Source organism: Nostoc sp., from assembly GCF_036917195.1.
Taxonomy (GTDB): Bacteria; Cyanobacteriota; Cyanobacteriia; order Cyanobacteriales; family Nostocaceae; genus Nostoc.
In genome coordinates this window covers 116828-139796 of sequence record NZ_JBALDG010000039.1, presented here as the reverse complement: position 1 = coordinate 139796, position 22969 = coordinate 116828, and the positions used below count along the sequence as shown (strand labels likewise).

24 protein-coding genes and 1 tRNA gene are annotated in these 22969 nt (G+C 42.7%); 13 read left to right on the top strand and 12 right to left on the bottom strand.

Features of this window, described 5'->3' with window-relative positions; translation table 11 throughout:
- Positions 1-209: 209 nt before the first annotated feature.
- Entirely contained in the window at positions 210-833 is a 624-nt protein-coding gene (locus tag V7K40_RS14095; RefSeq protein WP_334960522.1) for a chorismate lyase, read from the bottom strand.
- A gap of 127 nt (positions 834-960) precedes the next feature.
- A tRNA-Leu gene (locus tag V7K40_RS14090) sits at positions 961-1043 on the bottom strand.
- Between the two features lie 374 nt (positions 1044-1417).
- Here V7K40_RS14090 and accC point away from each other — a divergent pair.
- Entirely contained in the window at positions 1418-2761 is a 1344-nt protein-coding gene (accC, locus tag V7K40_RS14085; RefSeq protein ID WP_334960520.1) for an acetyl-CoA carboxylase biotin carboxylase subunit, read from the top strand.
- Positions 2762-2843: 82 nt separating this feature from the next.
- On the opposite strand, the gene V7K40_RS14080 is transcribed toward accC, so the two are convergent.
- A complete protein-coding gene (locus V7K40_RS14080) occupies positions 2844-3137 on the bottom strand; it encodes a YggT family protein (RefSeq protein WP_334960518.1) in 294 nt (97 codons plus the stop codon).
- Positions 3138-3445: 308 nt separating this feature from the next.
- Here V7K40_RS14080 and V7K40_RS14075 point away from each other — a divergent pair, with 308 nt between their 5' ends.
- The 4 genes from V7K40_RS14075 (at position 3446) to V7K40_RS14060 (ending at position 5948) form a co-directional block, all read left to right on the top strand.
- On the top strand, positions 3446-3565 hold the full coding sequence (locus tag V7K40_RS14075; RefSeq protein WP_334960516.1) for a photosystem II reaction center X protein: 120 nt from the start codon (positions 3446-3448) through the stop codon (positions 3563-3565).
- Between the two features lie 248 nt (positions 3566-3813).
- The gene (locus V7K40_RS14070) at positions 3814-4728 is read left to right on the top strand and encodes a Ycf66 family protein (protein ID WP_334960514.1); all 915 of its coding nucleotides are present in this window, start codon (positions 3814-3816) and stop codon (positions 4726-4728) included.
- A 47-nt stretch (positions 4729-4775) separates the two neighbouring features.
- The gene (locus V7K40_RS14065) at positions 4776-5336 is read left to right on the top strand and encodes a hypothetical protein (RefSeq protein WP_334960512.1); all 561 of its coding nucleotides are present in this window, start codon (positions 4776-4778) and stop codon (positions 5334-5336) included.
- A gap of 87 nt (positions 5337-5423) precedes the next feature.
- Positions 5424-5948, top strand: a complete 525-nt coding sequence (locus V7K40_RS14060) for a Tol biopolymer transporter periplasmic protein (protein ID WP_334960510.1) — start codon at positions 5424-5426, stop codon at positions 5946-5948.
- Positions 5949-6006: 58 nt separating this feature from the next.
- Here V7K40_RS14060 and V7K40_RS14055 read toward each other — a convergent pair whose 3' ends face one another.
- The gene (locus V7K40_RS14055; RefSeq protein ID WP_334960508.1) at positions 6007-7011 is read right to left on the bottom strand and encodes a succinate dehydrogenase/fumarate reductase iron-sulfur subunit; all 1005 of its coding nucleotides are present in this window, start codon (positions 7009-7011) and stop codon (positions 6007-6009) included.
- 1468 nt (positions 7012-8479) lie between these two features.
- Between V7K40_RS14055 and V7K40_RS14050 the strand changes: the two genes are divergently transcribed.
- From V7K40_RS14050 to V7K40_RS14040, 3 genes are all read left to right on the top strand, one after another.
- Positions 8480-8917 (top strand): AbrB family transcriptional regulator, encoded by a 438-nt coding sequence (locus V7K40_RS14050; protein WP_273766880.1) that lies wholly within the window; start codon positions 8480-8482, stop codon positions 8915-8917.
- 185 nt (positions 8918-9102) lie between these two features.
- Positions 9103-9972, top strand: a complete 870-nt coding sequence (locus V7K40_RS14045) for a type II CAAX endopeptidase family protein (RefSeq protein ID WP_334960506.1) — start codon at positions 9103-9105, stop codon at positions 9970-9972.
- A gap of 119 nt (positions 9973-10091) precedes the next feature.
- Positions 10092-10604 carry a hypothetical protein gene (locus tag V7K40_RS14040; protein ID WP_334960504.1) on the top strand — a complete coding sequence of 171 codons (513 nt, stop codon included), beginning with the start codon at positions 10092-10094 and terminating at the stop codon, positions 10602-10604.
- A gap of 239 nt (positions 10605-10843) precedes the next feature.
- Here V7K40_RS14040 and V7K40_RS14035 read toward each other — a convergent pair whose 3' ends face one another.
- The 4 genes from V7K40_RS14035 to V7K40_RS14020 all read right to left on the bottom strand — a co-directional run bounded on the left by V7K40_RS14035 (position 10844) and on the right by V7K40_RS14020 (position 13991).
- Entirely contained in the window at positions 10844-11965 is a 1122-nt protein-coding gene (locus V7K40_RS14035) for a geranylgeranyl reductase family protein (protein WP_334960500.1), read from the bottom strand.
- A gap of 136 nt (positions 11966-12101) precedes the next feature.
- Positions 12102-12650 (bottom strand): ribosome recycling factor, encoded by a 549-nt coding sequence (frr, locus tag V7K40_RS14030; protein WP_334960498.1) that lies wholly within the window; start codon positions 12648-12650, stop codon positions 12102-12104.
- The gene (gene pyrH, locus V7K40_RS14025) at positions 12637-13365 is read right to left on the bottom strand and encodes a UMP kinase (protein WP_334960496.1); all 729 of its coding nucleotides are present in this window, start codon (positions 13363-13365) and stop codon (positions 12637-12639) included. The genes frr and pyrH overlap by 14 nt, the downstream gene beginning before the upstream one ends.
- A gap of 71 nt (positions 13366-13436) precedes the next feature.
- Positions 13437-13991 (bottom strand): thioredoxin family protein, encoded by a 555-nt coding sequence (locus V7K40_RS14020; RefSeq protein ID WP_334960494.1) that lies wholly within the window; start codon positions 13989-13991, stop codon positions 13437-13439.
- A 467-nt stretch (positions 13992-14458) separates the two neighbouring features.
- Here V7K40_RS14020 and V7K40_RS14015 point away from each other — a divergent pair, with 467 nt between their 5' ends.
- Entirely contained in the window at positions 14459-15358 is a 900-nt protein-coding gene (locus tag V7K40_RS14015) for an alpha/beta fold hydrolase (RefSeq protein ID WP_334960492.1), read from the top strand.
- An 80-nt stretch (positions 15359-15438) separates the two neighbouring features.
- On the opposite strand, the gene V7K40_RS14010 is transcribed toward V7K40_RS14015, so the two are convergent.
- Both V7K40_RS14010 and V7K40_RS14005 read right to left on the bottom strand, forming a co-directional pair.
- Positions 15439-15963 carry a pentapeptide repeat-containing protein gene (locus V7K40_RS14010; RefSeq protein ID WP_334960490.1) on the bottom strand — a complete coding sequence of 175 codons (525 nt, stop codon included), beginning with the start codon at positions 15961-15963 and terminating at the stop codon, positions 15439-15441.
- A gap of 11 nt (positions 15964-15974) precedes the next feature.
- Positions 15975-16676 (bottom strand): diacylglycerol/polyprenol kinase family protein, encoded by a 702-nt coding sequence (locus V7K40_RS14005; RefSeq protein WP_334960488.1) that lies wholly within the window; start codon positions 16674-16676, stop codon positions 15975-15977.
- Positions 16677-16737: 61 nt separating this feature from the next.
- Between V7K40_RS14005 and yidD the strand changes: the two genes are divergently transcribed.
- The 4 genes from yidD (at position 16738) to V7K40_RS13985 (ending at position 19588) form a co-directional block, all read left to right on the top strand.
- Positions 16738-16974 carry a membrane protein insertion efficiency factor YidD gene (gene yidD, locus V7K40_RS14000; RefSeq protein WP_273766872.1) on the top strand — a complete coding sequence of 79 codons (237 nt, stop codon included), beginning with the start codon at positions 16738-16740 and terminating at the stop codon, positions 16972-16974.
- Between the two features lie 195 nt (positions 16975-17169).
- Positions 17170-17421 (top strand): hypothetical protein, encoded by a 252-nt coding sequence (locus tag V7K40_RS13995; RefSeq protein ID WP_334960486.1) that lies wholly within the window; start codon positions 17170-17172, stop codon positions 17419-17421.
- A 45-nt stretch (positions 17422-17466) separates the two neighbouring features.
- The gene (gene ychF, locus V7K40_RS13990; protein ID WP_334960484.1) at positions 17467-18558 is read left to right on the top strand and encodes a redox-regulated ATPase YchF; all 1092 of its coding nucleotides are present in this window, start codon (positions 17467-17469) and stop codon (positions 18556-18558) included.
- Between the two features lie 577 nt (positions 18559-19135).
- Complete coding sequence (locus V7K40_RS13985) at positions 19136-19588, top strand: hypothetical protein (protein ID WP_334960482.1); 453 nt, start codon at positions 19136-19138, stop codon at positions 19586-19588.
- A gap of 40 nt (positions 19589-19628) precedes the next feature.
- Here the strand turns inward: V7K40_RS13985 and V7K40_RS13980 are convergent, their stop codons facing one another.
- Both V7K40_RS13980 and V7K40_RS13975 read right to left on the bottom strand, forming a co-directional pair.
- On the bottom strand, positions 19629-20540 hold the full coding sequence (locus V7K40_RS13980) for a hypothetical protein (RefSeq protein ID WP_334960480.1): 912 nt from the start codon (positions 20538-20540) through the stop codon (positions 19629-19631).
- A 144-nt stretch (positions 20541-20684) separates the two neighbouring features.
- Positions 20685-22964, bottom strand: a complete 2280-nt coding sequence (locus tag V7K40_RS13975) for a response regulator (protein WP_334960478.1) — start codon at positions 22962-22964, stop codon at positions 20685-20687.
- Between the last annotated feature and the right edge of the window lie 5 nt (positions 22965-22969).

Below are 22969 nucleotides of genomic sequence, written 5' to 3'. Positions count from 1 at the left end.
TGGTACGGGTTGCCGTAGGTATCGCTTGTGTGGGTAAATTACTTATAGGTCTTTTATGATACCGCTGGCAGTTACTTCTCATCTTGGCGGTAGCCTGCGGCAAGCCACTACGTATCTACGAGAAATTAAGCTTTTCGGCGATTTTTGCGTAAGTCCTGAGTTATCTAAATAGCAATCAAAACTCAAAAGCAGTATTCTCTTCAGGCTTTTTACTGATTTTTTGAATTTAATTGCATAGCTCCCAAATATTTGGTTAAATAAGGTGAAAAAACTTCATAAATTAAAGTCAGTGGCTGTCCATGATGCCAAAACAAGTAATGGCGACCCCAAAAAGGCCCAGTTACATCAAAACTAGACTCTAGCGCCGATGAGTCACCGTAGTAAATTCCTCGAACATCCCGATACAACTCTGTGCGAAGACGAGCCAAACTAGCCCAAATTGGTAATGAACGGTTTTGCAAATATTCATCTACATGACTGGCTTCCCACCACGAAGTGGCGTAGGCTAATCGTTGACCAGAAGCAGTACGCAGCCACACTTGTCGCCGTAGTCGTGGTCCTGGGACACTTTGGATTAATTCAGGCGCACCATCCAAGTCCATGCCAATCAATGACATATCAATCACATCTACTTCTACAGGCTCACCTGTGAGCAATTCTAGGTGACGTGTTGGAGAGCCGTCACCCAAAAGCATTAGTTGCCAAGGAGGTGCTAGCTGAGTATGAGGTAAACTTTGTTGAATTATTTCCTCCCCTCCTTGCCAAATCGGAGTGAGGCGATGCCAAGCTGCTGGCAGTGTTAAGTTGTTTGTGGGCGTAAAAGTAATACTCAATGCTTTTTACAAAACTTCACCTATCTCTATAAAAGCATAAAAAACCAGAGCTATACCCAGATTTAAGGGTCAACAATCTAAGGTGTTTTGAGCCTTGACTATTGACCCTTGACTAATAAACAAAATATGCGGATGGCGAGACTCGAACTCGCAAGGGCATTGCCCACACGCACCTCAAGCGTGCGCGTATACCAATTCCGCCACATCCGCACGCCTTGTCTAAACATAGACTATAGCATAAGAAAATAATTATAGTAAGGTGATATCTAAAGTTATATTTCTCAAAAATATAAATTTCCTCAAGGCGGTATCAGACTGACAGAAATCTAGCATCTGCACAAGTGATATTAAAAAGGGTAGAGCTACTGTAGGAGGTGCGGTGCGATCGCAAAAGCCCATTTTGCCAAGCTAGCCAAGACTTACAGTAATTAAGACCTATAGAGGTAGCAAGCCTGCAATATGAAAGTTTGCTTAGAATCAGGGTGGCGAATCTCCTGTGATAATTTGAAATAATGCGAAAGCGTCGTTTCAAGTTGGATTCAGAGAAAATGTCAATCTACTGGTAATGATATCGAAACTAAAAAATGAAGTTTGACAAAATATTAATTGCCAATCGGGGAGAAATCGCCCTTCGCATTCTCCGCGCCTGTGAAGAAATGGGGATTGCGACAGTTGCGGTTCACTCCACCGTTGACCGTAATGCTCTTCACGTCCAACTTGCTGATGAAGCGGTTTGCATTGGCGAACCTGCTAGCAGTAAAAGTTATTTGAATATTCCCAATATTATTGCTGCCGCATTGACGCGCAATGCGACTGCCATTCATCCAGGCTATGGCTTTTTGGCAGAAAATGCCCGGTTTGCGGAAATCTGTGCTGACCATCATATTGCTTTTATCGGCCCAACTCCAGAAGCTATCAAGCTGATGGGGGATAAATCGACTGCCAAAGAAACCATGCAAAAAGCTGGAGTCCCGACAGTACCTGGTACTGAGGGGTTAGTAGAATCTGAGGAACAAGGATTAAAATTCGCCAAGGATATCGGCTATCCAGTGATGATCAAAGCCACAGCGGGTGGCGGCGGACGGGGTATGCGCCTAGTTCGTTCTGAAGATGAATTTGTCAAACTTTTCCTGGCGGCCCAAGGGGAAGCAGGAGCAGCTTTTGGGAATTCTGGCGTTTACATAGAAAAATTTATTGAACGTCCCCGCCACATCGAATTTCAAGTTTTGGCGGATAATTATGGTAATGTTATCCACTTGGGCGAACGGGATTGCTCTATTCAGCGCCGGAATCAAAAGCTACTAGAAGAAGCACCAAGTCCGGCTCTCGACCAAGACCTGCGCGAGAAAATGGGACAAGCTGCTGTCAAAGCTGCCCAATTCATTAACTACAGTGGGGCGGGTACTATCGAGTTTCTCTTAGATAGATTCGGTAAATTCTACTTTATGGAAATGAACACCCGGATTCAAGTAGAACATCCTGTAACAGAGATGATTACTGGAATAGACTTGGTTGCCGAACAAATTCGGATTGCCCAAGGGGAAAGACTCAAACTTACCCAAGAGCAAGTAGTTTTGCGGGGTCATGCGATCGAATGCCGGATCAACGCTGAAGACCCCGATCACGACTTTCGCCCTTCTCCTGGACGGATTAGTGGCTATCTTCCCCCTGGAGGGCCTGGTGTTCGGATTGATTCGCACGTTTATACAGATTACCAAATCCCACCTTACTACGATTCCTTGATCGGCAAGTTAATTGTTTGGGCCCCAGATCGACCCACTGCTATTAACCGCATGAAACGCGCACTCCGGGAATGTGCCATCACTGGACTACCTACCACCATCGGGTTTCATCAAAAAATTATGGAAACTCCACAGTTTTTGCAGGGTAATGTCTATACAAATTTTGTGCAAGAAATGAACGGTTAAGAGGCTGGGGACTAGGGAGCAAAGGGAGCAGAACTATTGATTATTAACCAATGCCCAATGCCCAATTCCCCATGCCCCATCCCTAATTAACACGAGATAGCATAGTCAGCAATCCTTGCTGACCTAGCAAGATTTCTCGCAACAGGCTGAAGATACCAACCCAAATAATAGGTGTAATGTCCACCCCGCCTATAGGTTGGACTAGCTTTCGCAAGGGCACTAAAAATGGTTCAGTAGGCCAAGCTATTAAATTAAAGGGCAAACGATTCAGATCCACTTGCGGATACCAAGTGAGAATGATCCGAAATATAAATAAAAATGTCATCAGCCCTAACACAGGGCCAAGAATCCAAGCAGTCAGGTCAACACCAATCATCGGTTTAAGCTACTATCTATCTGTAAAGAAAGAAAAAACTTAGGCAAGGGCAAGCCCTTCAGGTTCGCGTAGGCGTAGCCCGTTGTAGACATCGCCACAAAATTTTAAGGTTTGTAAAGCACTCTCATGATCATTTTAACCAAATGCTGTCACTTCCTTCGGAAATAGAAAAGCGAACTTGCTCACGTGGTTAACTCAACAACTGGTGAAAGCAGTTACCAAGTTTAGTAGTTCCGAGTTAGAGGCTTCTCAAGAAAGTAATACACTATTAAAATTAGGATGAAGTGTGTAAAAAAAGGTTGAGAAGTATGACGCCTTCTTTAGCAAATTTTCTTTGGAGTCTGCTATGGGGTACTGCAATTGTTGTGATACCCGTTGTAGTTGGTCTAGTTTTCATTAGCCAAAAAGATAAAATTCAGCGTTCATAATGCTTATGAGAGTTGAATTGACTCTCATAATCGATTGTCTGTCAGCTATCTAGATTAATTGCACCAAAAATAGCAGTGTTTACCGCTAGGAGCAGTTGTAGCTGATAAAAGTAGGTGTTTTTATTTTTCGGTGAACGGCTTCAGAGCTTCTTTGCCAGAGGCTTTGAAGCTTCAATATATCGTGACTAATTAGAGTAGTGATTTTAATTGTGACTCGCTAACATAGATTTGATATTGGGAAAACAGCAATGATAAATTTTGGGCTGAACTCAGCCAGTTTTCTGGCTCAGGTAAATTTTGGGGCAAACTCAGCCAGTATTCTAGGAATTTTCCTGGCTGTGGCTGGGGCAGCACTGTATTTTCTCCGCACTGTGCGTCCAGAATTGTCACGAGATCAAGATATCTTTTTTGCAGCAGTCGGCTTGCTCTGCGGCTTCATTCTCGTGTTTCAAGGATGGCGGCTAGACCCGATTCTACAATTTGGTCAATTGCTTTTAGTTGGCACAACTGTATTTTTTGCAGTTGAAAGTATCCGCCTGCGGAGTATAGCTACCCAGCAAGCAAAGCGCAACACTCCGATTGTGGATGAAGACCGACCGGTTAGCGATCGCTATTCGTACAATGATCGCAGAAAGTATCAAGCTGAGATGGATGCAGACTTAGATCCATTACCTTATGAAGAAGAGGAGCGCCCTGTGCGTCCCCGGATTCGGGGTAGCAGGGATGAGATTTCAACTCGTGATGACTACTACCAGGAGCAACCCCCCCGTCGTTCAGAACGCCGTAACAGTAGCAGTAGTGAAAGACAGGCTCCAGCTGATAAAACGCGGCGGCGGACTTCTGGGCGGACTGTGAATCGCCCTTCTGAAAGCTCTGAAGAAGAGAATTGGGGTTCTTCATCTAGGCAAGTTGATGATTGGGAAAGTTCAGGAGGGGAAGTCAGAAAACCTTCTCGGCGTAGTAATAACGGGTCTGGGCGTCCAGAAAGTCGTGAAGATGATGTCACTCCCAGACCAAGAAGGCGTCGTCCACCCACTGACTCAACTCCTCGAAGAGGGCGCGAAGATGATGAGGCGATCCCAACTGATTATGTACCATACAACCCGGTTGAAAAGCCAAATGAGGGGCTAAATAATTCGACCGATTTTGATGACGATGTTTAAAACAGTTGGTGTGGAGGTAATTTTAGAGGCAACGGAAAACAGTTGAGGTGAAAAAATTTACGCCTATATTTTGGCTCCAAAGACCTATTCATTGGAGCCTGGTTTTTAGTTTAACAAGTTTGCTTGTATCTTGTGGTTCTAATGATATTCCCATAGGGCCTACTTCCCTCAATAGTCGCTACACCGAGGAGCAGCCTGCTTTGAGTGGAAATGGGCGCTTTTTAGCGTTCGTATCTAATCGAAATGGTAATCAGCAGCTACTAGTCTATGATTTGGAGAGGCAACTGTTTATTGGCACACCGGGCATAAACCGACAGGAAACAATTGCTGAAAGTCCTAGTTTGAGCTACACCGCGCGTTACATTGCTTATCTTACTAGTGACCAAGGTAGACCAGTGGTGGCGCTTTACGATCGCGCTACGCAACAGTCACAAATCATCACGCCAATCTATCGCGGCTGGGTGAGAAAACCAAATATCAGCCCAGATGGACGTTATGTTGTTTTTGAAACCGCCAGCCGTGGTCAGTGGGATATTGAAGTCCTAGACCGGGGGCCAAATATTGAGTTAGATATTCCTAATGGTGCAACTGTAGGTTCACCTCCCTAAGAGTTAGGAGCAAAGCCGGAGAGGCTCCGCCACCGGTTATGAGTTAGGAGTTGTGAGACTATTGACTAATGACTAATGCCTAATTATATGAAACGTGTTTTTTTTATACCTGTATTTATATGTTTAAGTTTATTGACTGGGTGTTTTGGCTACCCTCGCATTTTGAGTTATCCCTTTGATCCGGGGGGTCGAAGTCTCAATAGTTTAGCATCAGAATTAAATCCCCAAATCTCTGGGAGATACATTGTTTTTATTACTGACCGACGCGGTAGCCAAGATGTTTATATGTTTGATACGGTGACTCGTGATTTGGTTGATTTGCCAGGTTTAAACTCCTTTGATGCGATCGCAACTCATCCTAGCGTTTCACAAGATGGTCGTTATATTGTGTTTAGTGCTAGTCGTCAGGGGCGATCAGCTATTTTTCTCTACAACCGGGAAACACGCCAATCACGGAATTTGACTAATAATCTGCAAGCGGAAGTCCGCAACCCTACAATTAGCGCTGATGGTAGTAGGATTGCTTTTGAATCTAGTAACAACGGGCAGTGGGATGTTTTAGTATATGACCGTTATGGACAACCGTTGAATATCCCTCAAGAACCACGTTGAACTAGAATTATGAGTTATGAGTTATGAGTTATGAGTTAAAATTCCTAGCTCCTGATTCCTAACTTTTGTTTTCTACTTGTTGCACAGATTCAATGAGCGATCGTACTTGTTGCGTCCCTTCTGAAGGTTCAAATGATAGGGGGAATTTACCCCGGATGATCATCCGCAAACCGAGGGGTGCAAGACTGAGTAATCCTTTTAAATCCCGAAAATAGTTACCGACAACTTGTAAACCAAATTGACGTTCATCAATCCAACCACCTTCTTTAACTAAATCTACCAATACTTGTCGGTGGCGAATTGAACGACTGTCGCTGACTTGTTTCTGGGTGAGAATTTCTTGTTTAATTTTGGTGATTTGTTCTAATGGTGCAACTTCCATTGGACAAACTGAATCGCAGTACAAACAACGGGTGCAACCCCATACGCCTTTAGTACCTTCGTTGTAGCTTGTTAAACGATTTTGGGTGTCACTATCGCGGGAGTCTGCTACCATCCGGTAAGCTTTGGCAAGGGCATGGGGACCAACAAAGTTTGGATCAACTTCACGGGCGTTGCATTCCGAGTAACAAGCACCACACATAATACAGTTGCCAGTTTGATCGAGGCGCGATCGCTCTTGGGGTGTTTGCAAAAACTCTCTTTCTGGAACTTGTCGTGCTGCTGTACTCACATAAGGAGCAACTGCCTCTAAATTATTCCAGAAACTGCTCATATCTACAACTAAATCTTTAATCACAGGCATATTGCCGAGAGGGGCGATGGTGATTTCGCCAATGGCATTTACTTTACTTTGGGATGATGGTATTTGTTGTAATCTAGCAAGTTCACTGCCAACATTTTCCTTACAAGCTAAAGCCGAACGCCCATTAATTCGCATAGCACAGCTACCACAAATGGTATTGCGACAATTTTTGCGAAACGCCAACGTTCCATCTTGCTCCCACTTAATATGATTCAGGCAATCTAGGATTGTATTACCTGGTTCTGCCTCTACAAGGTAGGTTTGCACAACAGGGGAGGAATTTTGTTGCTGTCGAATGACCTTAAAAATAACTTCCATAATCACTAACCAAAATTTTAAAATTGCTTTCCCAGCCTCAACAATCATCAGTCAACGCAGGTAGTTGCAAAAAGTGAGCTATCCTCTTTTTGCCCTTAATTAAAACCCTGGTGTTAATTGGCTGACGACAAAAAAGCGAGTGATTCTAGTTTAAGGATAACCATTAAAATTTAACTTGTAGCACCAATGTAAGCAATATTTGTGTCAAATTCTGAGATAAAACGCCAAAAATGTAATTGTAGCTTTGCATTGAATTTACCTGTTTAGGAATGTAAAGGAAAGAGTGTTTGCTGAGAGAGGGAGTTACGTTCATCTCTGACCTGGTGATAATATGCAGATTAAATGCATGTTAGGTTAGCAACACGTCTTGATATCAACTTGAGTCAAGCAGTCCTAGCTGGAAAATTCGATCAAGGGGTAACGAAGGCGGAACTTTTTGATTATATAGAAGTGTGAAACCACATGTTCAATATATAGTAGTGGCAATCAAGCGCTAGGCAGATGTTAAGAAATTTATTCTTCCCATAGACAGACGTACAAAATCCTCTAACTACTTTTGACCTTAGGATAATAAACCGAGGAAAAATCCTCACCACTTTAAAGAAAAATTTTTGCATCGAGAAACCCGGACATGCGAGACTTTTCGCTTTTTGGCTTCCTCTCAATCAAGAAAATCTTAGATTGAACTCATTGGTCAAAACTGCTCGTCTCAATTATATAAATTTTTATAAAAGCCATAGGCCAATACTTACGCTTGCAATAAAGGGTTAGGAAAATCGTCACTGCTTTTTTCTTCTTTAAGTCCAGAAATTTAAATAAAAATTTACTAGCAACTTTAATTCAAAATTAAACAACTATTTTGCTATTATTAGTCCATGCTAGTATTTGATATAAAATTACGAAGTGACCAAACCAGAATCAAGAGCCGTATCAGCGCGGCTACTACTGCTTTGTTTATTCGTAATGTAGAGACAAGAGAATTCGCGTCTCTACTGGCAGGACAAAAGGGTATAAGCCCATAGGACTCTATTGAAATACTATGCTGTCCAAAGCTTGAGGGACCAGTAGAGAAAACTCTACTTGCTCATAGGCAAGAAAGGCAAGCACTGAAAGTGAAAAACCTACAATTTATTGGGTCTACGACTTATTTGCAGTAGAACCAACACAATTTGTAAAGGTGGCTGAAAGTTACACCACTACAGTAGCGCCAAAGGAAAAAATAGTTTTCTTTCTGATGGCGAATAATGGTTAAAAGTGCCGTAATATCACCAAAATTAATGTCTGTGGCAACTATGGCCTCTAGTTGGTTGTAGACAACCATAATAGAAGTGCTTTTGGCTCCTATCGGCAGGAATTCACCCGTTACACTAGGGTCTTCAGTAGCTCTATGCAAATGCTAAAAAGCTAAATGCTGGCATAAGACTACATCGTTTATCAGTTTGGAGAGAGTAAGGAAAATTTGAGCATAATGACTGAAACTGCAACCGCACCATTAACTGGAAAAGCACTACTTGCTAAAGTAAAAGAACTTTCCACTTTACCACGCCGAGAAAGAGCTAAACAGTGCGGCTATTACACTGTTACTAAGAATAACCAGGTTCGTGTCAATCTCACCGATTTTTATGACGCTTTGCTATCAGCTAGAGGAATTCCTCTAAGTCCAGAAGCACCTAAAGATGGTCGTGGTCGTGAACCGACCTATCGGGTTAGCGTCCATCAAAATGGTCAGATTGTGATTGGTGCTACATATACCAAAGCAATGGGCTTAAAGCCTGGAGATGAGTTTGAAATTAGGCTGGGATACAAGCATATTCACTTGATTCAACTCGGTGAAACTGATAAAAAACTAACCTCACAAGATGTAGATTCTGACGAATCAGACGAAGATTTGGAAGACGAAGAGTAAATTTGCTGATGGTAGGGATAAGTTTCAGGTGATGATAACTTGTCCTTACCCCAACAGCACACTAGTAGCTCTATTTAAAAAATTTTGCCCCAGGTAAAAAATACGATTAGACCCCTTGCAGAAGTCACCAAATTTAGTAGAGTCTTGATTAATCAGCAAGAAATCTATAGTGCAAGAAGTCTATCGTGTTTTTTTTGTTTATTTTGATAACTTTCTTTGAGTCTTCGGTCAACGCCTTACAGACGTTTATGGAAAATGCACCAGCACTAGTTGTCGTGATGGCATTTTTTATGATCTGGATAGTTTGCTGGTTGCCAGTCGCAACAGTATCAGCAATATTGCTCAATTGGCAACCTCCCAAACCTTTGCAGCCAGAGCAAAAGATGCCATTATTGGCGTCACTCTACCTATTAGCTCCCCTGATTCTATGGGGAGTTAGTTGGCTGACCAATAAATCTTTTTCGGATTATGGCTTTATTGGAAATCTTTCAACTCTTGGTTCTTTAGCACTAGGTTTCGGTTTGGGAGTGATGAGCCTAGCTATTGTATTTAGTGGGCAATTCGGGTTAGGTTGGTGTTCTTTTGAAAAGACGGATTTCAAGTTATTACTACCCATCTTGCTACCGATTTTCTTGATAGCGTTATTAGTCGGTGGGATAGAACAGTTAGTTTTTCGCGGTTTCCTGTTCACTGAATTAGCGCAGGATTATCCAGTTTGGGTAGCAGCAGCAATTTCTAGCTTGATTTTTGCCTTGCTACACCTGGTTTGGGAGCAACGCGAAACCGTACCCCAACTCCCTGGATTGTGGCTGATGGGAATGGTGCTGGTGTTAGCACGTTTTGCTGCGAACGGCAATTTGGGTTTAGCTTGGGGACTGCACGCTGGATGGGTATGGGCGATCGCTACCCTAGACACAGCAGAACTAATTACTTACACAGCTAAAGTCTCTGACTGGTTTACAGGTAAGAATAAAAAACCCCTAGCTGGCTTGGCGGGAATTATTTGTGTATTGGGAACTGGAGTGATTATCTGGTTTTTCTCTAAGTATTTTTAATTTCGCGTTAAGGTGCAATATTTGAGAAGTGAGCCTGCTAACCAAGTTTGGCTTTCAAATAATATCTTGCAAAGACGGGCAAGCCATGCACAATTAAGATAGAACTGGAACAGAAGTTTATGGCATACTGTGATTTTAGTCTCGTTAAAGTCAGAGATGCATTTAGCTTAATTTTGGAAGAGACACGTAATCTGTTTCTGACTGTAGGCGGGGTGCAGCCCTCTGACTTGCTAAAGCGGTTGCTGGATGAGAACCTAACTTTAGCGACTGCCATTAACAGCGAAAAAGCTCGTTCTGAGTTTTTAATCGCTCCTATTCTGTCTGAGGTAAGGCGACAGTTAAATTATCAAATCAGCTTATTTTCAGGTACAGAGTTCAATATTGATCCTGCTAAAGGACTCTCACGTTTTTGTGACTTTATCCTTAGTGCATCTCGTGAACAGTATTTTATCAGTGCTCCAGTAGTCACTCTTATAGAGGCCAAAAATGAGAATATCATCGCCGGATTGGGGCAATGTGTAGCCACAATGATTGCTGCTCAGATATTCAATCAAAGAGCAGGAAATGATATTAAAGTCATATATGGAGTTGTGACAAGTGGTACCGCTTGGAAATTCTTAACTTTAGAATAGAATACTGTTTGCATTGACTCAATAGAATATCATGTTAATACAGTCGATAAGATTCTGGGAATTATATTGCAGACCTTTGAGAGTTCCTTGTCTAAAACCTTAGTTTAAAGAAATGGTAAGTAGATAGGCATAAATAAAGTGAAAATAGGGCGGGTGAGACGCCCACCCCACAAAAGATGATTGATTTTTGTAAAGTGGGTGTCTTGTACCTTAGAGATTCGTTGCTTAATCCCTAATACTTAACCCCCAAAACCAGGAATTAAACGCTTGAGTGCACGATTGGCAACGTCGCCATAGCGCAGTTCTCCACATAGAATCTTACCCATGATTTGGGCACCAGAGGGGCGCTTAACACCAACTTTGTAGCCAATGCCAGGAAAGCGATAGAATGCTCCAGCTAATTTTTGCGCCCAAGCCATCTCAGTACCCCATTCTTCATTAATGGTTTCACTATATTTTTCTAAAGCATTGGTATCACCAGAAAGAGCCTCATTAATGGCTCCTGCTGCAATCAAACCGCTAAAAATTGAAGGGCGAATGCCTTCTGCTGTCATTGGATCAACTACACAAGCAGCTTCCCCAGCCAAAACTGCATTTTGAGTATGCAACTTTTGGTTGCCATCCCACAAGCAAAGGGGATAACCATACTGCTTGCTAATTTTGATATCTAGATTAAATGATCGCGCGTACTCATCTAAAATCTTCTTAAAGTCTTGAGGTTCGCCACCGATAAATGTACCGACACCAATGGAATAACCATCAGCTTTTGGGAAGTTCCAAATGTAGCCGTTTTTTACCAAGCCAAACTCGAAGTGAATTGTGGATTTGTCCTTCACAGTTGCGGCAACTTCTGCTTCCAAAGCTCCTGCTAAACGACGTTTACGTTCTTTGAAGCCTAGCCATTTTGCCATTGGCCCCTTGACACCATCAGCCGCGATTAAGTAGCGACCTATAACTGGCCCATTGGCTGTGTTAACTTGCCAATGGTCACTTTTAAACTCAATACCCATTACTTCAGTATTATCTCGTAGTTCAGCCCCATGCTTCTGTCCTTGCTGCACTAGGAAATGGTCAAAAATATCTCGTCGCACCATCCAGACTGGTTCTTTTGTGGCGATTTTTGCTTCCACGGGGTCGCCCAATTTCCAAGTAAAGCGAAGGGAGTCGGCTTTCACAGAAATCGCCGGGCTAAAATCAAAGTCAAACCATTGAGCGATCGCTGGAGATACACCACCACCACAAGGTTTATATCTTGGCAGGGATTCTTTTTCTAAGACTAATACTGAGCGACCTTGCTTGGCTAAATGATATGCAGCTGTTCCACCAGCTGGCCCAGCGCCGACGATGATGCAGTCGTACATATGGCTGAATTTTTGCTCCGGAATTAGTGATTTTCTATTGAGATACTTGATTAATTTTTCTTAGATACCTAAGAAATAATAAAGGCTGAAGAATTTATCCATCATCCTTCAGCCTTTATGCTTCAGACTTTAGACTTTAAACAGTCGTAATGTCTTTTTCTTTTTCTGCCAATAGTGCGTCTATTTTGGCAGTGTACTCGTTTGTTAGTTTTTGCAAGCTGTCTTGTTGGTCTTTTGATTGATCTTTGGAGATTTCAGAGGCTTTCTCCTGTTTGCGAATAGCGTCTACGGCATCGCGGCGGATGTTACGAATAGCAACACGACCCTCTTCAGCATATTTGGATGCCATTTTGACGAATTCTTTACGGCGATCGCTCGTCAAAGGTGGAATATTCAGCCGAATTACAGAACCATCGTTGCTGGGGGTTAAACCCACATCTGAGAGGGAAATCGCCTTCTCAACGATGTTTAGGGTGTTGCGCTCATAGGGCTGAATCAGAATCGTCGAGGCATCTGGCGTGCTAATATTTGCCAGTGATTTTAAGGGCGTAGGTGAACCGTAGTAGTCCACCAATACCTTATCTAATAAACTCGCATTGGCGCGACCAGTGCGAATCGTGTTAAAAGATCGTTGAGTTGACTCAACAGAACTGTGCATTTTACTTTCAGCTTCAGCTAATATCACAAGAACCTCCCACAAGGGTGCCGATGGATTCTCCCAAGACTGCTCGGTGGATGTTTCCTCGCACCGTTAGGTCAAATACCAGAATTGGAATATTATTTTCTTTACACAAGGCGATCGCAGTACTATCCATCACCCGCAAATCTTTGGCTAAAACGTGCGCGTAGGTGAGGCTATTGTAACGCTTCGCCTCATGATAAATATGAGGATCAGCGTCATACACTCCGTCTACTTTGGTGGCTTTAAAAATCACTTCGGCATCAATTTCTGCGGCTCTTAACGCCGCAGTGGTGTCTGTAGTAAAGAAGGGGTTTCCAGAACCAGCACCAAAAATTACCACCCGTCCTTTTTCAAGATGGCGGATGGCACGACGACGAATATATGGTTCCGCTAATTCTTGCATAGCGATCGCAGTTTGCACCCGCGTCTGTACCCCTATACGTTCCAGCGAATCTTGCAGCGTCATGGCGTTCATTACCGTGGCAATCATCCCTATGTAGTCAGCAGTTGCCCTGTCCATCCCCGCCGACGCCGCTTTGACGCCACGAAAAATATTGCCGCCGCCAACAACGATGGCCATTTGAGTGCCAGTGGCTATCACCTCTGCTACCTCTTGTGCTATTCCTTTGACCACTTCTGGATCAATGCCATAGCCCATGTTGCCCATTAAGGCTTCACCGCTCAGTTTGAGTAAAACCCGTCGGTAATTCGTTCCCATGAAGTTACGCTTTATCAAAAAAGTTGCAATTGCCTCCAATTTAAGATAGCAGTTACAGGGACTATCTATGTCTAGTTACGCCAAATTAATGTAGTACCTATTGCTTCTGTTTGTGGTATGTCTATTTCTTCAGCAAGAAACAGAGAAGCGATCGCAGTTTTTAAATAATCTTCTCCCACTGCTGATGCATCTTGAGGATGATCGTCAATTTGTCCTTTGTAGCGTACTATACCATTAGTATCTATTAAAAAGGCCATTGGTGTTTTTGTAGCACCAAAACTGCGGGTCACATCTTGCGTCGAGTCCCAGAGATACGGAAAGTTCAAGTGGTGATGCTGGGCAAAAGCTTTCATATTTTCAAAGCTTGACCTAGTATGGTGATTACCATCACTACCATTCATGCCAATTAGTGTGAAGCCTTCTGGGGCAAATTCAGCTTGAATGTTTTTCAACCTGTCTAGATACCACTCTACATAAGGACAGTGGTTACACATGGAAATGACGCCCACTGCTCGGAACTTCTCAAGATAACGCCTGAGATGGTGTACTTGACCATCAATACCTGGCAGTTCAAAATCTGGTGCGTAGCTCCCAACAGGAGTATCAATTGTTTCTAATATATTCATGTTTTCTGGATCGCAGAACTAGGAACAAGAAAAATATTGTTAAATTCAGCGTCAGTTTCCAGTTGCAAACCACCCTTTAGCCGATGCCTCATATTCGACAATCTTATAGACTCGCATTGGCTGTCGTAAATTGTGAAACTACTGAATCTAGCACTAATGCTAATTCGCTCACATCTAAAAATAGCGAAAATAGTACTCACATCATCAAGTTATAATTCCTAATCCTGACATAATCTAAGTTGTGAGTAAATTACCTCTCTCAATAAGATGAAAACTCTCTACGCTGGATAAAACTATCAGCTTGATACCAATGTTATCAGCCTAGAAGCTTTCGTGGTATACGTCTAAGCTATCATCAGAGCAAAAGATTTATTTTTAAAATCTGATAAATTTTATTCAAATTCCAAACAATTTTACTTACAGCCTGCTGCTGAAAGGCTTTTACCCTTGTATTCATCAAATTTCCCATGACAATCTCAAGTTCAAAAACAGCACTTACCTCTACAAAAACCTGGATTTGGCAAGATTTCCCTATCTGCTATCAAACCCAAGGAACCACTGGGCCAGCTGTTGTCCTCGTGCATGGATTTGGTGCTTCTTGGTGGCACTGGCGAAAAAATATTCCCGTATTAGCACAAAATTGCCGTGTTTATGCTATTGATTTGATTGGTTTTGGCGGTTCCGCAAAACCTCAACCTGGTGAAAAAATTGCCTACACATTAGAAACCTGGGGACAACAAGTGGCAGATTTTTGCCGCGAAGTTGTGGGTGAGCCAGCTTTTTTAGTCGGAAATTCTATTGGCTGTATTGTAGCCATGCAAGCAGCAGTAAGCAACCCAGATATTGCCTTAGGAGTTGCTTTGCTTAACTGTTCTTTGCGACTGTTGCACGATCGCAAACGGGTAAGTTTACCTTGGTCTCGTCGTTTCGGAGCGCCTTTGCTGCAACGCTTACTATCTATTAAACCAGTTGGCGATTTCTTTTTCAATCAACTTGCCAAACCGAAAACAGTGCGAAAAATTCTGCTGCAAGCTTATGCCAATGCTGAGATGGTGACAGATGAATTGGTAGATATTCTCACTTCACCAGCAAGTGATTCGGGGGCTGGTGCTGTGTTCCTGGCTTTTACTTCTTATTCCACAGGGCCTCTACCTGAAGAACTTTTACCACTGTTATCCTGTCCGGCAATTATCTTGTGGGGAACGGCTGATCCGTGGGAACCAATAAACTTAGGTAGAGAATTAGCTAACTTTCCGCAAGTAGAAAAGTTTATTCCTTTAAAGGGAGTGGGGCATTGTCCCCAAGATGAAGCACCGGAGTTAGTCAATCCGATTTTACTCGATTGGATTTTAGAGCGATCGCGGTAATAGACTCGGTTCAATTTTCAGCCTAATAGCTATTTATTGTAACTTCACCTGCTGCTCTCATAACTGCAAGTGACAATGAACTATCTACCTTCCCCATCTCCGTACTGGGGGCCAAGTTTGATAGTGCCATCGGGCATAATAGTTCTCCAAATCAAATTTCCGCCACGACAGATAAGTTGGTCGGGGATATGAGCATCTCGGAAGCTAGCATCAGCCAAAATAGCATATTCCAGCGCTCCAATGTTAATAGCTCTATCGAAGTAAGCGCAAGTAGCATTTATATGATCGAGGACACTTCCCCTCAAATCGGCTTCGGTCAAATTACACCAACGCAAATTAGCGGAATACAAATTGGCATCCCTAACAATAGCGCGTTTCAAGCAAGCTTGTTCCAAAACAGATCCGAACAAATTGGCTCCGGTCAGATCAGCTTCAGTAAAATCAGCCTTCTTCAAACAAGCTCCACTCAAATTAATTTCCTGCAAATACAGCCCCCGAAGGTCGATTTCGTTTCCTTCGATATCTAAAGGGGATTGGGTCAACTTGATTCCTCTGAAGTCACGCTCGCCTTGGAGATAGCGACCAACCAATTCTTCTGGAGTCATTACCAAAATCATCAACTCAAAACTAACTGACTTAAAAAGAAGGCAAGGGCTGCACTGCCCAAGGGAACTGTCAAATTGTCAATGCCCAAAAATGAAAAAGCTTCTAAAGCCGTAGCTATAACTGCTACTAACAGTGATACTACCCAAGTTTGCCAACTGTTTCCTTGAGTTCCAACTAAAATCAAACTACTGACGACATAGCTAACCAGCATCATAGTTAGGGAGCCTTCCCAACTTTTTTCTGTCCCAAAAACTTTATACTTGTGTGTCCCAAAACGTTGCCCAATTAAGGCTGCGAATCCATCTCCCCAAGTCATTACCAAAATTCCTAGTGCTGCGTACTGGGGTTGTTGTAAGTACCAGAACCAAGCAACTAAAATACCGAAACTGACAGAGTAAAAAAACGTCCCTAAACTTTGGCGTCCGACGCTATTAATACCAGGAAGAATAGGAAATCGATAGGATAATAAGGTGATTGCACTCGCTAAAATGGAAGCTGTAATCCCCACACTGGCGGGAATATCTAGCCACCAAGCCAGTAAAATCACATTACCAGTGCCAATATGAACTATCTTCCGCACGATTTCTGGCTCGTGGGCGAAGCGGTTTACCACCCATGCAATCAGGAGGATGAGTAGCACCCAAATTGCAGCGCTCGCAGTTTGCAGCCATAAAACCGGAATTGAGGTGAAGTCAGAAAATGTAATCAACAAAGATGCAACAAAATGAAAATTTTTACCTTTGTTACTAATTTATAAGATTTAGGTAACTGCAATGAAACTATTATTGATTTGGCTGATTCGGGGCTACCGAATGTTTATCTCGCCGTTGTTTCTCCCAACTTGTCGCTTTCAACCAACTTGTTCGATGTATGCTATTCAAGCCATTGAACGATTTGGAGTGTTGCGTGGTGGGTGGATGGCAACTCGGCGGATTTTACGCTGTCATCCGTTTCATCCAGGTGGTTACGATCCAGTGCCAGAAATGGTAGAAAAGGTAAAAGAGCAGTAGTTTAGTACAGCTTTGCGTAAAATCGTAGTAAATTGAGGGTTGAAATTTAAACGCAGAGGGACACAGAGAACTAGTAATGACAAGAGCGGTAAATTATTAAAGGAAGTGTTCATGAGTATAGCCATTTGGGGAGATGTCAACAGATGAGGTTGTCATCTACTTTAAAAAGGTTAAATAATTTAATTTAGACTTACCATGATTAATCCTACTGCGATTTCTATACCCGAACCACAAATTCCTAATCCTAGCCCAAACCCGCTACCGAGTCCCAATCCTGAACCGAATCCGCTACCTAGTCCCGAACCTGTACCGGGGCCAGCGATACCCCAACCTTTACCGGGACCTGTACCAGAACCAGTGCCTGCTCCCATTCCTCAGCCGATTCCAGAGCCGATTCCTCAAACAGTTCCAGCACCAATTCCCCAAACCATACCGGAACCCGTTTGAATTACCTTGGTAATGTAATCCAAAATTCAAAATCTAAAATCCAAAATGCTAAGAGCCGGAATTGTCGGACTTCCCAACGTCGGAAAATCTACTTTATTTAATGCTGTAGTTGCTAATGCCAAGGCAGAAGCAGCTAACTTCCCTTTTTGCACGATTGAACCGAATGTCGGCGTTGTCGCAGTCCCGGATGAACGGTTAAATGTTCTTGCTAAGATTGCCAGTTCAGCACAAATTATCCCGGCGCGGGTGGAATTTGTAGATATCGCCGGTTTAGTTAAAGGTGCAAGTCAGGGTGAGGGACTAGGGAATCAATTCCTGTCCCACATCCGGGAAGTTGATGCGATCGTCCATGTGGTACGTTGTTTTGAGAATGATGATATTATCCACGTTGCTGGTTCTGTTGACCCAGCGCGAGATATTGAAATCATTAATATAGAATTGGGTTTATCAGATTTAGCACAAATTGAGCGGCGAATTGACCGCACTCGCAAACAAGCTCGTACCAGCAAAGATGCACAATTTGAAATCACAGTTTTAGAAAAATTAGCTGCGGCTTTAAATGAAGGTAAATCGGTGCGTCAGGTGAGCTTGAATGAAGAAGAAGCAGTAATTATTAAAGGACTGGATCTGCTTACTTATAAGCCGATTATCTACGCCGCGAATGTATCTGAAGATGAGTTAGCAACTGGTAATCATTTTGTGGAAACAGTACGGCAAATTGCAACAACTGAAAATGCCCAAGTTGTGATAGTTTCGGCTCAAGTTGAAGCCGAATTAGTGGAATTACCAGATGAAGATAAAGCTGATTTTCTTGCGTCTTTAGGTGTGGAAGAAGGCGGTTTGAAATCATTGATTCGTGCAACCTACACCCTTTTAGGCTTGCGAACATATTTTACCTCGGGCCCCAAAGAAACCCGCGCTTGGACAATTAATACGGGAATGTCTGCACCTCAAGCTGCTGGTGTAATTCACAGTGATTTTGAACGGGGATTTATTCGCGCCGAAACTGTTGCTTATAAAGACTTGGTAACAACTGGTTCGATGAATGCTGCAAAGGAAAAAGGGTTGGTTCGCAGTGAAGGGAAAGAGTATGTTGTGCAAGAAGGGGATGTAATGTTGTTCCGATTTAATGTGTAGGGGTAATTAATGAGTGGCCGTTATCGATAAGATAGTGGTCAAGCTACACTAAGTTGCGATCGCCCTCAACAAATTGACAAAATCTTTGATATATGCATAATCCTACTTAAGGAAGTTGCTAGGTGATCGCAAATAAACCAGTAATACTCAAAATATTGATGTAATGTTGGGTTAAATTGAGGCTCACATAATACATAGATTTAAATCAATGCACATCAACTAATAATGAATGATGAAATTAATTATAGAATTGGGCGCTTTTAAGAAAATTGAGTAAGAAATGGAATTGATTGACTTGCCCAAAAGCGCTGTTGATAAGGGTGAAGGCGAGGAGCGACCGCGTAACTTCCTTGCGAGGTCAGGGTTATCTCATTAGACTGTAAAGCTATTAGTGGGCAAGCTTAAGCTGATGGTACATAAGAGTGTAAAGTGCATGAATTTAGAGGTCCGAAAGTCTGTAGTTAGACAATTTTACTCAACATAACTTAATAAACTTTACGATTTATCAGACTCGTTCTGTAATTTTTTTCCTGAGTGTCAAATTGCTAGTGTTCAACTATTAACGCTATCTACTGATATGATTTTCAATTGTGTAGAGATTGAAAGAATTGAGCAAGATATTCCTCCGTCTGTAGCTAAAACTTATAATCGCCACCTTTGGTACTCTCAATACAGCCTCAGTAATCTGTACTTGCTAAAAATTCCTGTTGAATCATCTGATTCATTTGCTCTTTTGATACAGGGATATGTTGATGATGGATGGGACAATAACGGTCGGTTTATAGAAATTTTCGATAGGCAAGGTGATTTTCTGGGAGCGGGTCGTTGTCACTATGAAGGTGTAGAGTGGCTTTCTCGACAACTTAACGGCAAGGACTTCTATACTCCGGCTCCTCCTTGGGTTGGTGATGAGCCTGGAATTCAGCCTGCGTCTGAGCCGATGTGGTCAGAGGAATTTCTCTCACAGTACGCTGTGAATATTGAGCATAAAGGTTCAGTTACCCGCTATATGCTTCTTGGCGAAGATTAGCAAATCTTTAAACTGTACCTCAGATCAAAGGACATACTGTTCAGCTAGTTCCACCCACAATGTATACATAGGAACCCAAATTCTCATCATCTGTACCAACCACTACACCGCCTTCTGCACCAGGAACAAGTTCTATACCTTCAATTTTGTGGTAATAAGAGCGGTAGAAGGGAACAAGTTGAGGATTTTGCCGCCATGTAATTTTTTGATCACGCAATCCCAGGTAACCAGCGATATACACGGCTGACTGAAATGGGCCATCATCTCCAGCATCACTTGCTGAGGTGATGTACACAATTCCTACGGGGTCTACCTTTATATCTGAAATATGGCGAACATTTCCAGATGGAAAGGGTACTTTCAGATTGGCAGAACCTGTGAGAGTAATTTGATATTTAGCTAAGTCAAAAACTCCCCAAAAAATAGTTGCTGGTTGTTCTCCTTCACCGCGATGTCCCCAAATAGCAACTAATTTACCGTCTAGATTTTGTAATCCAAATGCTTCAAAATTATTTCCTTGAATAATTCCTGGTAAATTGAATTCCTTAAGAACCAAGATGGTTTTCTTGGCAGGCTCTAACCTGATGTAATAAGCTTTTCCAGAACTGCTTATAGCGATAAAAGAAGATTTTGTTTTCTCTGGAACAGATGTTAAAGCTTCTAAGTCGATGGGCAATTCTATGTTACTTGGCCAGTTCAATGGGAAATATTCCGGTTGGTTCTTACCCTTAATGCTGATGATTGCTAAACGACCTTGGTTTTTTTGTTTGTTGTCATGGACAATCAGAAAATCGAGAGTATTGCTTTGCTGCTGTATCAAAGCTATACCACCAATACCAAAAGGGATACCACCGCGAACCGGACGCCAATCTTGCGCCCAAACTTGCACAGAGATGAGTAACAATGTACCCAAGATTACTATATTGATGATTAACTTAAGAAACCGAGGCATATTGATTTAGCCAAGCTGTGAGTATCGGTTAGAGAAGTGTGTTAGCCAATGCTCAATCATATCAAATTCAGGTAATTCGTACTCACATCAATAAAGCAGCCTTTTGTACTCCGAGCTATCAGCTTACTTACGTAATTACTTGACTCACGATAGTACTTTCTGTAAAGAAAACAATAATTCATTGACAGTATAGGGCTTCGACAAAAATGTATTGACACCAATAGCAGCTACTGCACTGAGCTTATTGTCAGACGTAAGTCCACTGCTGGCAATAATTCTGACTTGGGGGTTGATTTTTAGCAGGGTACGGATGGCAGTTAAACCATCCAGCGAGGGTAGCATAATATCCATCAGTACGGCACTAATTTTGTCCCTATTTTGAGCGTATAGCGCGATCGCCTCCATGCCATCACTGGCAATTAGGGTTTTGTAGTTGTGAGCTTCCAGTGATGTTCTGGTAATCTCTTGAATGGCAACTTCATCATCCACAACCAAAATCAATTCTCCATGTCCTGTCTGTGGTGGCAATTCTTCAAGGCTGAGTGTTTCCATTCCCTCCACTGCTGGCAAGTAAACCTTAAAGCTAGTGCCATTTCCCGGTTCGCTATACACGTTCACAAAACCTCCGTGACTTTTAATGATTCCAAGTACGGTGGAAAGTCCTAACCCTGTGCCTTGTCCGACATCTTTTGTAGTAAAGAATGGCTCGAAAATTCTATCTAAGATTTCTCTAGAAATCCCAACTCCAGTATCAAAGACAGTAATCACTGTGTATGGGCCCTCTTTGGCTTCCAGGTTCATGCGGGCATAATTTTCGTCAATCAACAGATTCTCGGCAGAGATACTCAAAATACCGCTATTAGGCATAGCATCGCGGGCGTTAACGCAGAGGTTCATCAGCACTTGATGCAGTTGAGTGCTATCTCCAGAAACCATCCACAAATCTTGCGGTACATCAGTGCTGACTTCTATGGATTTGGGAAATGTCTCTTTGAGAATTTTGGCAACTTCCACTATCAAATGCCTGAGTTGCAAAGTGATATGCTTCCCTTCTACACCCCGCGCAAAGGACAGCACTTGCTTGACTAAATCAGCGCCGCGTTTAGCGTTGATTTCCAAAATCTCCAGTAGATGGCGGGTGCGTTCATCTATATTGGGAAATTTGAGTGGTAACAGTTGCGCTCCTGCCAGAATCGGTGTCAGGATATTGTTGAGGTCGTGAGCAATGCCACTAGCTAGAGTGCCAATACTTTCCAGGCGTTGAGCGCGAAACAATTGGGCTTCTAGGAGTTTTTTCTCGGTAATATCTGTGTCAACGGTGAGAATTGATTTAGGTTTCCCTTGTTCATCACACACCAGACTCCAGCGACTAGCAACAAGGATTTCTTTGCCCATTTTAGTAAGTTTAGTTAACTCGCCCTGCCACTTACCTTTACTAATAACTTGCAACACAGCTGCTTCGATTTCTGGTGAAGGTTCGTCAAACAAAAGCTCACTAGCATTTTTGCCCCGAGCCTCTGTAGCTTGCCAGCCGAAAAGTGTTTCTGCACCTTTGTTCCAGAAGATAATTTGATTGTTTAAATCTCGCACGCAAATGGCATCTGTGGTGACATCTAGTAATGCTGCTTGTTCGCGGATTTTTTCTTCTGCCAATTTGCGATCGCGCAATGCAGCTTGTCGTTCGCTAATATCGATACTGGCGCAAGTCACCCCGACAACTTCTTGCGACTCATTTCGCAATGGCTCGACAGTTAAGTCGTAATATCGAGTTGTATTTTTAATTGTAATTGATACTTCCTCTCGCGTTCCTATGCCAGTGGTTAACACTTCACGTTTAATTGTGATCAGACGTTGAGCATCTTCGGCTGGGATGATATCCAAGTCTTGTTTGCCCAACATTTCCTCAACCGTCAATCCATCGGAGGGATTGTAAACCCAGGTGTACCGTAACTCCATATCTTGGTTGTAGACAAAGATTGGAGAGTTTTTCAGGGCAACCCGAAATCGTTCCTCACTCTGTCGCAGTGCGTTGTCTGCCCGTTGACGTTCGATCGCATAACGCATTGAGCGCACTAGCAAGTCGCCAGTTACTTGCCCTTTCACCAAATAATCCTGCGCTCCTTGCTGCATTGCCCTAATTGCCAGGGTTTCATCGTCTATACCCGTGAGGACAATTATCGGAGTTGCTTTTGCGTGATTGTGAGTGATCACAAAGGTTTCCAATCCCTGGCCATCTGGCAGCGATAGGTCTAACAGAATTACATCAAAAATTTCCTTTGCTAGGTAGTTGAGTGCTTCCGAAAGCCGCACAACAGGCATCAAATCAACTACAACTGTGGTAACTTCCTTTAAAAACTCCTGTAATAAAAAGATATCGCCAGGGTTATCTTCTACTAATAAAACTTTAATATTTGTACCTGCCATTTTCA